Genomic DNA, 13,294 nt, shown 5'->3' with positions numbered 1-13,294 from the left:
CCATGAGCACCGAGACCCTGCACCTGAACATTGACCGCGCCGACGGCTCGCTCCAGCGCCTGATCGGTCTGGTGGAACGCCGCGGCTTCCACATCGACGGCATGACGCTGCGCGACGAGGGCCAGGGCCGCCGCGTCGAACTGGCCGTGCGCGGACGCGATGCCGCCCGCTGCCCCCACACCCTGGGCCGGCAGATCGACAGGCTGTTCGGCGTCACCCGCATCGCAGCCCCGGCCGCCGCCTTCCATCCCGAGGTAGCGGCATGACCAGGGTACAAACCGCCGTCGCCGCCGATCCGGACAAGGTCGTGGTCTTCGACACCACCCTGCGTGACGGCGAACAGGCGCCCGGCTTCTCCATGGGCCCGGACGACAAGGTCCGCATGGCCCGGGTGCTGGCCGAGTTGAAGGTCGATGTCGTCGAGGCCGGCTTCGCCGCCGCCTCGCCCGGCGACGAGGAAGGCGTACGCCGCGTGGTCGGCGAGGTCGAAGGCCCGGTCTTCTGCTCCCTGGCCCGGTCGAACGAGGCCGACATCGACGCCGCCTATCGCGCCCTGCGCGGGACGGAGGAGCGGCGCTGCCACATCTTCCTGGGCACCAGTCCGATCCACCGCTCGGCCAAGCTGAAGATGTCGAAGGCCGAGGTCTTGGCCGCGACAGAACGCGCCGTCGCCTATGCCCGCACCCGCTTCGAGGACGTCGAGTTCAGCCCCGAGGACGCCATCCGCACCGAGCCGGAGTTCCTGGCCGAGGTGTGCGAGGTCGCCGCGGCGGCCGGGGCCACCACCCTGAACATCCCCGACACCGTCGGCTATTCAACGCCCGGCGAGATCGGCGCCATCTTCGGCACCCTCATCGCCACCGTCCGTGCCCGCTTCCCGCACGTCGTCTTCTCCGCCCATTGCCACGACGACCTGGGCATGGCCGTCGCCAACTCGCTGGCCGCCGTCGAGGCCGGCGCGCGTCAGGTCGAAGGGGCCATCAACGGCATCGGCGAACGGGCCGGCAATGCCTCGATCGAGGAGATGGTCATGGCCATCCGCACCCGCTCGGACCGCTATGGCCTGCGCACCGGCGTCGACACCTCCCATCTGGTCCGCGCCAGCCGCCTGTTGAGCGAGATCACCCACACGCCGGTCGTTCGCAACAAGGCCATCGTCGGCCTGAACGCCTTCGCCCACGAGGCGGGGATCCACCAGCACGGCATGATGGCCGATCCGTCGACCTATGAGATCATGCGGCCCCAGGACGTCGGCTTCGAGGGCACCTGGTTCGTGCTGGGCAAGCACTCGGGGCGCCATGCCGTCGCCAAGCGCGCCGAGGCCCTGGGCTACCCTGTCAGCGGTCCGCACCTGGCCGCCGCCTTCGCCGGCTTCAAGGCCCGCGCCGACCAGATCGGCGAGATCAACGACCACGAACTGCTGGCGATCATCGAGGCCTCGCGCCCCGACGCCGCCCCCCGACAGGAGTACGCCTATGCGGCCGCTGGCTGAACATATCTGGATCAATGGCGCGCTGACGCCCTGGGCCGATGCGAAGATCCATGTGATGAGCCACGCGCTCCACTACGGTACCTCGGTGTTCGAGGGCATCCGCGTCTATGACACCCCGGACGGGCCGCGCGGCTTCCGCCTGACCGACCACGTGCGCCGCCTGTTCGACAGCGCCCGGATGTATCATTTCGAGTTGCCATACACCGAGGCAGAACTGGTCGAGGCCTGCAAGGCGACGGTGAGGGCCACCGGCCTGCGCAGCGCCTACATCCGGCCCATCGCCTTCCTCGGCCAGTGCGGCATGGGGGTGACGCCCTCTCCCGACCAGATGACCATCGATGTGGCGATCGCCGCCTTCCCGTGGGGCGCCTATCTGGGCGATGAGGCGCTGGAGAAGGGCGTCGACGCCTGCGTCACCTCGTGGTCGCGCATCGCCCCCAACACCGTGCCCTCGGGGGCCAAGGCCGGCGGCAACTATCTGTCGTCGTATCTGATCGGACGCGAGGCGCGGGTCGGCGGCTTTGGCGAAGGCATCGCCCTGGGCACCGACGGGCGGCTGTCGGAAGGCGCGGGCGAGAACCTGTTTCTGGCCAAGGACGGCGAGATCATCACCCCGCCGGCGGCCGCCTCCATCCTGATGGGCATCACCCGCGACAGCGTGCTGAAGCTGGCGCGCGGCCTCGGCTATGACACCCGCGAACAGATCCTGCCGCGCGAGGCCCTTTACGTCGCCGACGAGATATTCATGACCGGCACGGCGGCCGAGATCACCCCGGTTCGCTCGGTCGACGGCATCGCTACCCGCTGCGCCGGGCCGGGGCCGGTGACAAAGGCCGTCAACGCCGCCTTCCGCGGCCTGTTCGACGGGACGACGCCCGACCGCTTCGGCTGGCTGGAGCCGATCGCGGCGCCCGCTGCCGCGCCGAAGCGCGAGGTCGAACATGCCTGAGACCCTGTTCGACAAGGTCTGGAACCGGCACGTGGTCACGCCGGAGACGGTGGACACGCCGGGTGTCCTCTATATCGACCTGCACCTGGTGCACGAGGTCACCAGCCCGCAGGCCTTCAGCGAGATCGAGGCGCGCGGTCTGGCGGTGCGAAGGCCCGACCGGACCTTTGCCACCCTTGACCACTCCACCCCCACCCTGCCCCCTGGGGCCGACGGCGAGCGGCCCTATGTCACCCCGGCGGCGCGGTCCCAGGTCGAGCGGCTGGAGGCCAACTGCGCGCGGCATGGGATCCGGCTGGCCGGCTGGGACAGCGACGATCGCGGCGTGGTTCATGTCATGGGGCCCGAGCTGGGTCTGACCCGCCCGGGCATGACGGTCGTCTGCGGCGACAGCCATACGGCGACGCACGGCGCCTTCGGCGCTCTGGCCTTCGGTATCGGCACGTCGGAAGTGGGTCACGTCCTGGCGACCCAATGCCTGCTGCAGCGCAAGCCCAAGGCCATGCGGGTCACCGTCACCGGCCGGCTTCAGCCCGGCGTTTCGGGCAAGGATGTGGCCCTGGCCATCATCGCCCGTCTGGGCTTCGGCGGTGGCTCGGGCCATGTCATCGAATACGCCGGCGAGGCCATCCGGTCGCTGGACATGGAAGGGCGGATGACCGTCTGCAACATGTCGATCGAGGCCGGGGCACGGGCGGGCATGATCGCCCCCGATGCCGTGACCATCGCCTGGCTGCAGGGCCGCCGATATGTCCCGGCGGGCGAGGCCTTCGGGCGCGCGGCGTCCGACTGGCTGACCCTGAAAAGCGACCCCGGGGCGGTGTTCGATTCCGAGATCGAGATCGACGGCGCGGCGATCCGGCCGATGGCGACCTGGGGCACCACGCCCGATGCCGGCTCTCCGGTCGGCGCCCCCGTCCCGGCCCCGCGCGACGCCTCGGACGAGAAGGCCCTGGCCTATATGGGTTTCGCCCCGGGCGAGGCCACGACCGGCCATCCGGTCGACGTCGTCTTCGTCGGAAGTTGCACCAACGGCCGACTGCCGGACCTGCGCGCGGCCGCCGAGGTGCTGCGCGGCCGCAGGGTCAGCCCCGGCGTCCGCATGCTGGTGGTGCCTGGCTCGGAGGCCGTGCGTCGCGACGCCGAGGCCGAGGGCCTGGACCGGGTTTTCGTTGAAGCCGGGGCCGAATGGCGCCTGCCAGGCTGCTCCATGTGCATTGCCATGAACGGCGATGTCGTCGGTCCGGGACAGCTCGCCGTCTCGACCTCCAACCGCAATTTCGAGGGCCGCCAGGGCAAGGGGGCGCGCACCATCCTCGCCAGCCCCGCCACCGCTGCGGCCAGCGCCGTGGCCGGGGTCCTGACCGACCCGCGCGTCTATCTGAAGGAGGCCGTCGATGCCTGAACCGTTTCGCGCCCTGACGTCGAAGGCCGTGGTGCTCAGCCAGGCCAATATCGACACCGACCAGATCATCCCGGCCCGCTTCCTGACCACCACCTCGCGCGAGGGGCTGGGCGAGGCTGCCTTCTATGACTGGCGCTATGAGACTGACGGCTCGCCGAGGCCCGAGGCGGTGTTGAACCGGATCGATCCGGTCGAGCGGCGTATCCTGCTGGCGGGACCGAATTTCGCCTGCGGCTCCTCGCGCGAGCACGCGCCCTGGGCCCTGGTCGATTACGGCTTCCGCGCGGTGATCTCGACCTCGATCGCCGACATCTTCACCTCCAACGCCCTCAAGACAGGCCTGCTGCCGATCGAGGTGGACCAGGCGACCTGGGACGACCTTGCCGCCTTTGCCGACCAGCCGGTGACCATCGATCTGGAAGCCGGGGAAATCCGCCGTGGCAATGCCGCGCCCACGCCGTTCACGGTCGAGCGGTTCGCCCGCCGCTGCCTGCTGGACGGCGTCGACACCCTGGGCTGGCTGCAAGCCCGCCTGCCCGACATCGCGGCCTTCGAAGCCGCTCACGAAATGGAAACCGCCTGATGCCCGCTCCCCGCACCTATGAGATCGTCGTCCTGCCGGGCGATGGCGTCGGCCCCGAGGTCACCGCCGCTGCCCAGGCCGTGCTGACCGTGATCGGTGACTACTTCGGCCACACGTTCCGCTTCCGCGAACATCTGATCGGCGGCGCGGCCATCGATGCGACCGGCGATCCCCTGCCGCCAGAGACCGTCACCGCCTGCCTCGCCGCAGACGCCGTGCTGCTGGGCGCGGTCGGCGGGCCGAAATGGGACGGCGGCGCACGCCGGCCTGAAGAAGGTCTGCTGGGCCTGCGCAAGGCCATGGGCCTGTTCGCCAATCTGCGCCCGCTGCAGGTCTCGCCCGTGCTGGCCCACCGCTCACCGCTGAAACGCGAGATCGTCGAGGGCGTCGACCTGATCGTGTTCCGCGAACTGACCGGCGGCATCTATTTCGGCGAGAAGAGCCGCACCGCCGACCGCGCGACCGACCTGTGCGAATATACGGTGCCCGAGATCGAACGCATCGCCCGCGCCGCCTTCCGGACCGCCCAGCAGAGGCGCGGCAAGGTCACGTCGGTCGACAAGGCCAATGTGATGGAAACCAGTCGCCTGTGGCGCGAGGTCGTGACCCGCATCCACGCCGAGGAATTCCCGCGCGTCGAGCTGGAGCACGCCCTGGTCGATTCCATGGCCATGCATCTGATCCGCAAGCCGCGCGAGTACGACGTCATCCTGACCGAGAACATGTTCGGTGACATCCTGTCGGACGAAATCTCGGTGCTGGGCGGCTCCATCGGCTTGCTGCCCTCGGCCTCGCTGGGCACCGGCGGGCCGGGCCTGTTCGAACCCATCCACGGCTCGGCCCCCGACATCGCCGCTCAGGACAAGGCTAACCCCGTGGGGACCATCCTGTCGGCAGCGCTGATGCTGCGCCACAGCCTCGGTCTGGAGGACGAGGCCGGATCGGTCGAGGCCGCCGTCGCCGCTGTCCTGTCGGCCGGCGCCGTGACCCAGGATCTGGGCGGAAGCCTGGGCACACGCGCGGCGGCCAACGCCGTGATCGACGGCCTGCGCGCCATCCATTGGGCTGCGGCCCATCGTATCCAGATGCATTGGGCGTGAGCATGGCGGGTGAAACCGTGTCGTATACAGCGCACCTTGGGCAGATCGTCCCCGTTCGGCCCCCGCGTCGGCTCGCGGCGAGCAATAATCTTGCCAAATGGCTTGACGGCAGGCGTGTCGGCCCGCAGCCTGTTGTCCGCCTTTCACGTGAGCCCGGCCCGTTGAACCGTTCCGCCGCCCTCTTGCCCGTCACTTCGGCCGCCTCGCGCGGCGGTGCAGACGCGCGCGCCAGCGGCCTCGGTATGACCACCACCACGATCACCACCACCACCACGCCCACGGCGGGGACAGGTTAGCGCGCACCACACTCAGGATCGCCTCAACCCAACCCCGCCCGGACCCCCGCGCGGGGTTTTTCATGTCCGCACTCCCCCCCATCAGCCTCATCCGAAAGTTCCGACCATGCCCAGTCTCGCCCTTGTCCGACCCCAGCCCGCCGCCGTCGCGGCCCTCCCCCTGCCCGGCGCGCCTGTCGTCGTGATGAAGTTCGGCAGTTCGGTACTGGCCGGTCCGGCCGATGCGCCCGCCGTCGCCTCCGACATCTACGCCGAGGTCCGGCGCGGTTGCCGGGTCGTCGCCGTCGTCTCCGCCTTCGCCGGCGAGACCGACCGCCTGCTGGCCGAGGCGCGCGGGCTCGGCCTCGCCCACGACAATCCCCTGCTGCCGGCCTATGTCGTGCAGGGCGAGGAGCGGTCGGCGGCGCTGACGGCCCTGGCCTGCGACCGGATCGGACTGGACGCCGCGACCCTCACGGTGCGCGAGCTCGGCATCCGCGCCGAGGGGCCGTGCGAACACGCCCGGCCCGTGGCCCTCGACCGCGCGGTCCTGGCGCAGGCTCTTGCGCGTCACGAGGTGGTTGTGGTGCCCGGCTTTGGCGCGCTCGATCCTGACGGCCGGGCGGTGCTGCTGGGCCGGGGCGGGTCGGACCTCACCGCCCTGTTCCTCGCCGCCGAGCTCGGCCTCGACCACGTTCAGCTGGTGAAGGACGTCGACGGCCTCTACGACCGCGACCCCAACGCCGACCCCGACGCCCGCCGCTACGATCAGGCCAGCTGGGCCGAGGCCAAGGCCCGGGGCGGCGGTCTGGTTCAGCCGGACGCCCTCGATCTGGCGGAAGCGCGGGGGCTGTGCGTCGAGGTCCGCAATCATGCCGACGGCCACCGCACGGCGATCGGGGCCGAGGGCGCGCCGCCGCGCCGCGTCCCGCCGCGTCGTCGGTTGAAGGTCGCCGTCGCGGGATGCGGCGTTGTCGGCGGCGGGGCCCTGTCGCGCCTGCTGGTCGACGCCCGCGTCGAGGTGGTCGGCGTGCTGGTCCGCGATCCGGCCAAGCCCCGCGACATCCCCGGCTTTCCGGCCGAGGCCCTCGCGCCCCTGCTGGTCGACGATGCCGACGCCCTGCTGGATCGCGGCCCGGACATCCTGCTGGAGGCCCTGTCGGAGGCCGACGCCGGTCACGCCGTGATCCGCGCCGCCCTGCAGCGCGGCGTCGATGTCGCCAGCGCCAACAAACAGGCCGTCAGCCGCGACCCCGCCGGCCTGCTGACGCTCGCCGAGGCGCATGAGGCCAAGCTGCTGTGGTCGGCCTCGATCGGCGGCGGCGCGCCCATGGTCGAGACCCTGCGCGCCGCCCGTGCTGGCGGTCCGGTGGCGGCCTTTGAGGCGGTGCTGAACGGCACGGTCAACTTCATGCTCGAGCGTCTGGGCGATGGCGCCTCCTTCGACCAGGCCCTGGCCGATGCGCGCGCCGCCGGCTTCGCCGAGGAGGATCCGTCCTCCGACCTAGAGGGCCTCGATGCCGCCGCCAAGGTGCGTCTGCTGGCGTTCGAGGCGTTCGGCCAGATGCCGGATGAGGTCGATATCCCGCGCGACGTCCTGTCGGCGGACGCCCCGCCGCCGCCCGGCGCCCGCCAGCTGTGTCGATGCCGTCTGGACAATGGCCGGGTGGTCGCCGAGGTTCGGCTGGTCGCCGGCGCGCTGGATCCCCTGTTCGCCGCGCTGAACGGGGAGCGGAACGCCTTGAAGGTCATCGGCGCGGACGGATCCGAGGGGCGTTGCCGGGGGCGCGGCGCCGGCCGCTGGCCCACGGCCGAAAGCCTGCTGGCCGATCTTGGCGAGCTCGCCGCCCGCCGCTTCGCGCTGCAGGACGCCTGACATGGCGGTGTTCACCCCCGTGGAAGAGGCCGAGGCCGAACCCTTCATTCGTCGCTTCGGGCTCGGGCCGCTGCGCGCCCTGACGCCCATCGCCGAAGGGGTGGAGAACACCAACTACCGTCTGGACACCGATCAGGGGCGCTTCGTCCTGACCCTGTTCGAGGGCCGGACCGACGAGAGCGCCCTGCCCTTCTGCCTCGGCCTGACCCGGCACGCGGCCGAGCGCGGCCTGCCCTGCGCCCGCGCCCTGGTTGACGGCGAAGGCCAGTCGATCGGCCGGCTGAACGGGCGGCCCGCGGCCATTCTCAACTGGCTGCCGGGGGTCGCCAGGGCCGAGCTGTCGCTCGCCGATCAGGCGGCGGGCGGCGCCCTGCTGGCCCGCCTGCATCTGGCGGCGGCCGACTATCCGGCGGTGCGGACCAATCCCGTGGGGCCCGCCGCCCGCCGGGCGCTGTTCGAGCGGTGCAGCTCGCGCGCTGCAGGCGCCGACCGGCGGATCCTCGAGCGGCTGGCACCGTGGGTCGCCGAGGACGCGCCGAACTCCGCCGCCGGCCTGCCGCAAGGGCCCATCCATGCCGATTATTTCCCGGACAATCTGCTGTTCGAGTCCGGAGCGCCCAGCGGTCTGATCGACTTCTATTTCGCCTGCGTCGACGCCTTCGCCTACGACCTCGCCATCGCCCTGTCGGCCTGGGGATTCGACGCCGGGGGCGCGCCGATGCCTGCCGCCCTGACCGCCTTCCAGGCGGGCTATGAATCCGTCCGGCCGCTGAGCCCCGCCGAGCGCGCCGCCCTTCCGGATCTGGGTGCGGTCGCCGCTGTGCGTTTCACCCTGACCCGTCTGCACGACCGGCTGTTCCACGATCCGGCGGCCCTGGTCACGCCCAAGGATCCGGCCCCCTTCCTGCGCCGTCTCGACTGGTGGACCGGCGCGGCGCTGGCCGCCTGATCAGCGCGACCCGATCGCGGCCAGCACGGCCTCCAGCGTCGGCTCCACCGTCTCGAACCGCTCCGTCCGGCCCTCAAGCCCCTCCAACTGCGGTGGGCGCTTGGGCGCGAAGCCGAGGGCCGCCTCGACGGCTTCCGGGAATTTGGCGGGATGGGCGGTCGACAGGGCGACCACGGGGCCGACCGACCGGTCAAGCCGTCGCGCAGCGTGGAGCGCCACGGCGGTGTGCGGACAGATCACCCGCCCGTTGTCGGCCCAGGTGCGGGCGATTTCATGCGCCGTGTCCGCCTCGCTGACCGAAACCGCCGACACCTCGCGCCGCAGCGCCGCCAGCAGCTCGCCGGGCAGGCTCATACGGCCGTCGCGGGCGAAGTCCCCGAACAGACCGCGAGTCAGATCGGCGTCGCGGCCGGAGGCCTCGAACACCAGCCGCTCGAAATTCGAGGGGGCCTGGACGTCCATGCTGACGCTGGCGGTCGGGCTGGCCGTCGTTCGCTCATAGACGCCCGTGTCCAGCGCGCGCGCGAGGGCGTCGTTGCGGTTCGTCGCCGCGATCAGTCCGGCCATCGGCAACCCCATCCGCCGCGCGCCCCAACCGGCGAAGGCGTCGCCGAAATTGCCCGTCGGCACGACATAGGTCGCCTTGCCCGCTTCGGAGCCAAGCGCGCCTGCGGCACTGACGTAGTAGGGAATCTGTCCGGCCAACCGGCCCCAGTTGATCGAATTCACCGAACTCACCCGCCTGTCGGCCGACAGACCGGGGTCCGCCAACAGCCCCTTCACCAGCCGCTGGCAGTCGTCGAAGTCGCCGCGCACCGCCAGGTTCAGCACATTGGCGGCGCCGGTCGTGGTCATCTGCAGCCGCTGCACCGGCGACACCCGCCCCAGCGGATGCAGCACCACCAGATCGATCCTGTCCACATCGCCGAAAGCCCGCACGGCGGCGGCACCGGTGTCGCCGCTGGTCGCGGTCACCAGCAGCAGCCGTTCACCCCGGCCGGCCATCGCTGCTTCAGCCAGCACGGCCACCATCTGCATGGCGTAATCCTTGAACGCCGCCGTGGGCCCGTGAAACAGCTCGAGCACGAACAGGCCCGGTTCCAGCTCCACCAGCGGCGTGGCCTCCGGACCGGGAAACCGGTCGGTCGGCCGCGCGCTCGCCCGCGCCACGGCGTCCGCCTCCAGGGCGTCGCCGACGAAGGCGGTCAGTATGGCGTTCGCCCGGGCGGCCGCGTTCGCGGATTGCCCGGACGCGCCGTGCAGGTCGGGCCAGGATGCCGGGACGTACAGGCCGCCATCGGGGGCCATGCCCGCCAGCAACGCCCCGACGAAATCCACGGCCGGCGCCGCGCCCCGGGTGCTGATGTAGGCGGGGAAAGGCGAGGCAGTCATCAATGGTCCCTGCGGCCGCGCGCCGCTATCGGCATTTGACCGCCTTCGCCGGAGCGATGCAACCGGCAGCGGCCGGACTTCAGCGTCCCCGCAATCGGTCGAGCTGCCGACGCGTTCCGGCGTGATCGCTCATCCGCCGGGATCAGCGCGCTGGCCGGATGTAGCGAAGATGACGAACCGGGCCACGACAAAGGCAACCAGCACGCCCAGGCTCAACAGGACTGTCGGGACCAGCCCGTGGCTCTGCCCGCACGCGAACGGCTCACCGAAGGTCGTGACCAGGGGCCCAAAGCCATAGAGCCCGAAGAAGACGTAGGCTGCCGGAGCGATGTAGCGCATGCGCCAGGCCACCGGGTCCAATGCGCGGTCAATCCTGTTCCGGCTTGTGCGAAAGGCGTTGGCCAGAATGACCAGCCCACCCAACCAGAGAAGGGTGAGGATCAGATGGTGCGCCGCCCGACCTGTTCCCGGATCACCGGCACAAGCCGTGGCGAAATGTGCGTTTTCAAACGGCCAAACGGGCGCAAGCGCGCCAACGAGCCAGCCAAGGCCTGCGTGGCCGGCGAAGACGGGCGCCAACGCCAGAACGAAGGCGATCAAGAGTCCGACCAGATAACGCTGCACTACACGCCTGCCATACCGAGGTTATTATCGCCCTTCACGCCGCCTGCGAGCCCGACGGCAGGCCCGGGCGATCCGGCAGGCTGACCTTGCCCAGGGCGTCGAACAACGACTGGGGGTTCATCGGCTTGGGCAGGTGCAGATCGGCACCTGCGGCCAGACTGGCCTCGACGTGCTCCGGGAGGCTGTTGGCTGTCAGCATGATGACGGGCGTGCGCGGCAGGTCTTTCTCGGCTTCCAGCGCCCGGATGGCCCGGGTGGCCGATGCGCCGTCCATGACCGGCATCATCATATCCATCAGGATGACGTCGAACGGCCCGGACGCATAGGCCGCCACCGCCTGCTCTCCATCCTCGGCGCAGTGCACCTCGGCGCCGATGGTCTGCAGGATCAACTGGGCGACCCGGCGGTTGGTCGGATTGTCGTCAACCACCAGCACACGGCCCAGGCCGATTGTGTCCTCAACGGTCAGCTCGGCCTCGGCACTCGTCCCATCGACCTCGTCCAGCGTCAGGGTGAACCAGAAGGTCGAGCCCTCGCCCGCGACGCTGTGACAGTCCAGCGTCCCGCCCATGGCGGCGACCAGTTCGCTGCAGATCGCGAGGCCCAGGCCTGATCCGCCGAAGCGGCGCGTGATCGTGCCATCGGCCTGCTGGAACCGGCCAAAAATGGACGTGCGCTGCTCGGGATCAAAGCCGATACCGGTGTCGGTGACCTCAAACCGGTAGCTGTCGCCCTCCCTGCCCAGACGAAGCGTCACCGCACCGGCTTCGGTGAACTTCACCGCATTGGCCACCAGATTGGTCAGTACCTGTTTGAGCCGTAGGCCGTCGCCGAGCACATGGGCCGGCAGGTTCGGGCTCAACACCCGGCGCACGACCACGCCCTTCTCCTCAGCGACCAGACCGGCGACGGCGGTTACGTCGTCGGTCATGTCGGCCAGCGATAGCGGCGCCTCGTTCAGCACCACTTCGCCGGCCTCGATGCGGGCCAGATCAAGAATGTCGCCGATCAGCCGCCGCAGCTGATCTGAGGACGTCCTGATGATCGCTGTCAGCTCCTGCTGATAGATTGACTGCTGCGTCTGCGACAGCAGGTCCACGACCCCGATGACGCCATTCAGGGGCGTACGAAGCTCGTGGCCCATATTGGTCAGGAAGGTCGTCTTGGCCTCATTGGCCGCCTCTGCCTCCGTCCGCGCCAGACGCAGCGCCGCGGCCTGGGCGGTGCGCTCCGAAATGTCGCGGATGTTGGCGTGGATATGCGGAATGCCATTCGCATGGGCGATCGACATCCACAGCTCGATATCGACCCGGCTGCCGTCCTTGCGACAGGCCGGCAGCTCGATCCGGCGTCCGACGCGGGCCCCGCCTCTCAGGCGCCACTGCTCCAGACCTCGGTTGTGGGCGCCCTTCATCTCCTGAGGAATGATGATGTTGACGTTGCTGCCGATGGCCTCATCCGGCGAGAAGCCAAACAGCGCGCTGGCGCTGTCAGACCATGTGGTGATCACCCCATGATCATTGCATTCGATCAGGGCGTCGGCCGATGCCAGCAGGGCGCTCTGCATGGCCTGCTCGCGGTGTCGTGCGGCCAGATCCTCGGCCACGATGGCGGCGAGGCGCGTCAGCGCCCTGGCCAGGACCGGATCATACGGCCGGGGGGCCGGATCGAACACGCAGACGGTGCCGACGGCGTGGCCATTCACCAGCACCGGCGCCCCGGCATAGAAGCGGACGCGGTCCTCGCCTGTAGCCGAGGCGTGCTGGCTGACCCTGAAGTCCTCGCGCGCGTCGGCAATCCACGTCGTCTCGCGCGGACTGGCGATGACATGGGTACAGAACGACGACCAGCGGCAGTTGCTGGTCCCCGAATAGTTGGCTGTACCCGAAAACCAGACCCGCTCATCTTCGACCAGTGTCACCAGGGCCCAGCGGCTTGCCGCCATATCCCGTGCCAGCCCGGCGATCTCGTCGTGCTGAGGCGCGCGCGTCTGGTCCAGCAGGCCGAAGGAACGAACCATATCGACCCGGCGGGTCTCGTCAGCGGACTTCGGCAACGTAATCATGTCGGCCCCTCAGTGGTGACCGACGATGCTCTGGCAAATGCCGAACGGCCCCTCAGGGGGTCAGGAGACCTGCGTCGCAGATCCGTTGCGCAGGCATCCTGTGCCTCGCCCCGGGATCATCGAAAGCAGCGGCTTGGGTCCCGGACACCATGAACGCTTACGCACACCAGACCGATCTCGGTCTATGCATCCCTAGGTCACTCAACTTAACATTTGATGTAGGTTCCAGTTTAGCGCGAACGTCGGGCTCACCCTGTTCCGTCGTGTCCTGGGCGCTGCGCGACAGCTTTCTTCCCGACCAGGCTGCGACCTGTGGCAGACTCCGCCCTCGACGATCGGGAGGAGCCTTCATGACCAGACAACCGGCATCGCGCTTCCGTTTAGACCGTCTGAAATTCAGTCGTCCAATTCAGACGGTCCAGACGGCAGGGGCTGGCGTCACGGCGGGAGTCGAAATCGGAGGCGTCAGCCGCCGGATCCCTCTGAACCCCTCTCGCTGCAGGGTTTTGGGGGTCTATGGAGAAGGACAGGCCTGGCTTTGGTCCCGGACTCACCCCCTCCCCCTTTCAGACCATTCAGACGGT

Annotated in this window: 12 protein-coding genes; 9 read left to right on the top strand and 3 right to left on the bottom strand. The window is 69.8% G+C overall.

What is annotated here, in order from left to right; all coding sequences use genetic code 11:
* Positions 1–2: 2 nt before the first annotated feature.
* The 9 genes from V7672_RS05170 (at position 3) to V7672_RS05130 (ending at position 8,629) form a co-directional block, all read left to right on the top strand.
* Positions 3–266 carry an ACT domain-containing protein gene (locus tag V7672_RS05170; protein WP_335623533.1) on the top strand — a complete coding sequence of 88 codons (264 nt, stop codon included), beginning with the start codon at positions 3–5 and terminating at the stop codon, positions 264–266.
* On the top strand, positions 263–1,492 hold the full coding sequence (locus tag V7672_RS05165) for a 2-isopropylmalate synthase (RefSeq protein ID WP_335623532.1): 1,230 nt from the start codon (positions 263–265) through the stop codon (positions 1,490–1,492). Before V7672_RS05170 ends, V7672_RS05165 begins: the two co-directional genes overlap by 4 nt.
* Complete coding sequence (locus tag V7672_RS05160; RefSeq protein WP_335623531.1) at positions 1,476–2,441, top strand: branched-chain amino acid transaminase; 966 nt, start codon at positions 1,476–1,478, stop codon at positions 2,439–2,441. The genes V7672_RS05165 and V7672_RS05160 overlap by 17 nt, the downstream gene beginning before the upstream one ends.
* Entirely contained in the window at positions 2,434–3,846 is a 1,413-nt protein-coding gene (leuC, locus tag V7672_RS05155) for a 3-isopropylmalate dehydratase large subunit (RefSeq protein WP_335623530.1), read from the top strand. Before V7672_RS05160 ends, leuC begins: the two co-directional genes overlap by 8 nt.
* A complete protein-coding gene (gene leuD, locus V7672_RS05150; RefSeq protein WP_335623529.1) occupies positions 3,839–4,429 on the top strand; it encodes a 3-isopropylmalate dehydratase small subunit in 591 nt (196 codons plus the stop codon). Before leuC ends, leuD begins: the two co-directional genes overlap by 8 nt.
* Positions 4,429–5,529 (top strand): 3-isopropylmalate dehydrogenase, encoded by a 1,101-nt coding sequence (gene leuB, locus V7672_RS05145; RefSeq protein ID WP_335623528.1) that lies wholly within the window; start codon positions 4,429–4,431, stop codon positions 5,527–5,529. Before leuD ends, leuB begins: the two co-directional genes overlap by 1 nt.
* Positions 5,530–5,690: 161 nt before the next feature.
* Positions 5,691–5,825, top strand: coding sequence for a hypothetical protein (locus tag V7672_RS05140; protein WP_335623527.1), 135 nt, complete (start codon positions 5,691–5,693; stop codon positions 5,823–5,825).
* Positions 5,826–5,931: 106 nt separating this feature from the next.
* On the top strand, positions 5,932–7,680 hold the full coding sequence (locus tag V7672_RS05135) for an amino acid kinase family protein (protein WP_335623526.1): 1,749 nt from the start codon (positions 5,932–5,934) through the stop codon (positions 7,678–7,680).
* A 1-nt stretch (position 7,681) separates the two neighbouring features.
* Positions 7,682–8,629 carry a homoserine kinase gene (locus V7672_RS05130; protein WP_335623525.1) on the top strand — a complete coding sequence of 316 codons (948 nt, stop codon included), beginning with the start codon at positions 7,682–7,684 and terminating at the stop codon, positions 8,627–8,629.
* Here V7672_RS05130 and thrC read toward each other — a convergent pair whose 3' ends face one another.
* The 3 genes from thrC to V7672_RS05115 all read right to left on the bottom strand — a co-directional run bounded on the left by thrC (position 8,630) and on the right by V7672_RS05115 (position 12,710).
* Positions 8,630–10,021 carry a threonine synthase gene (thrC, locus tag V7672_RS05125; protein WP_335623524.1) on the bottom strand — a complete coding sequence of 464 codons (1,392 nt, stop codon included), beginning with the start codon at positions 10,019–10,021 and terminating at the stop codon, positions 8,630–8,632. It abuts the gene before it with no gap.
* A 129-nt stretch (positions 10,022–10,150) separates the two neighbouring features.
* The gene (locus V7672_RS05120; RefSeq protein ID WP_335623523.1) at positions 10,151–10,645 is read right to left on the bottom strand and encodes a hypothetical protein; all 495 of its coding nucleotides are present in this window, start codon (positions 10,643–10,645) and stop codon (positions 10,151–10,153) included.
* A gap of 34 nt (positions 10,646–10,679) precedes the next feature.
* The gene (locus V7672_RS05115) at positions 10,680–12,710 is read right to left on the bottom strand and encodes an ATP-binding protein (RefSeq protein ID WP_335623522.1); all 2,031 of its coding nucleotides are present in this window, start codon (positions 12,708–12,710) and stop codon (positions 10,680–10,682) included.
* Positions 12,711–13,294 lie beyond the last annotated feature (584 nt).

The sequence above is a fragment of the Brevundimonas sp. genome (assembly GCF_036963785.1).
Taxonomy (GTDB): domain Bacteria; phylum Pseudomonadota; class Alphaproteobacteria; order Caulobacterales; family Caulobacteraceae; genus Brevundimonas.
This window is presented reverse-complemented; position numbering and strand designations above follow the sequence as displayed.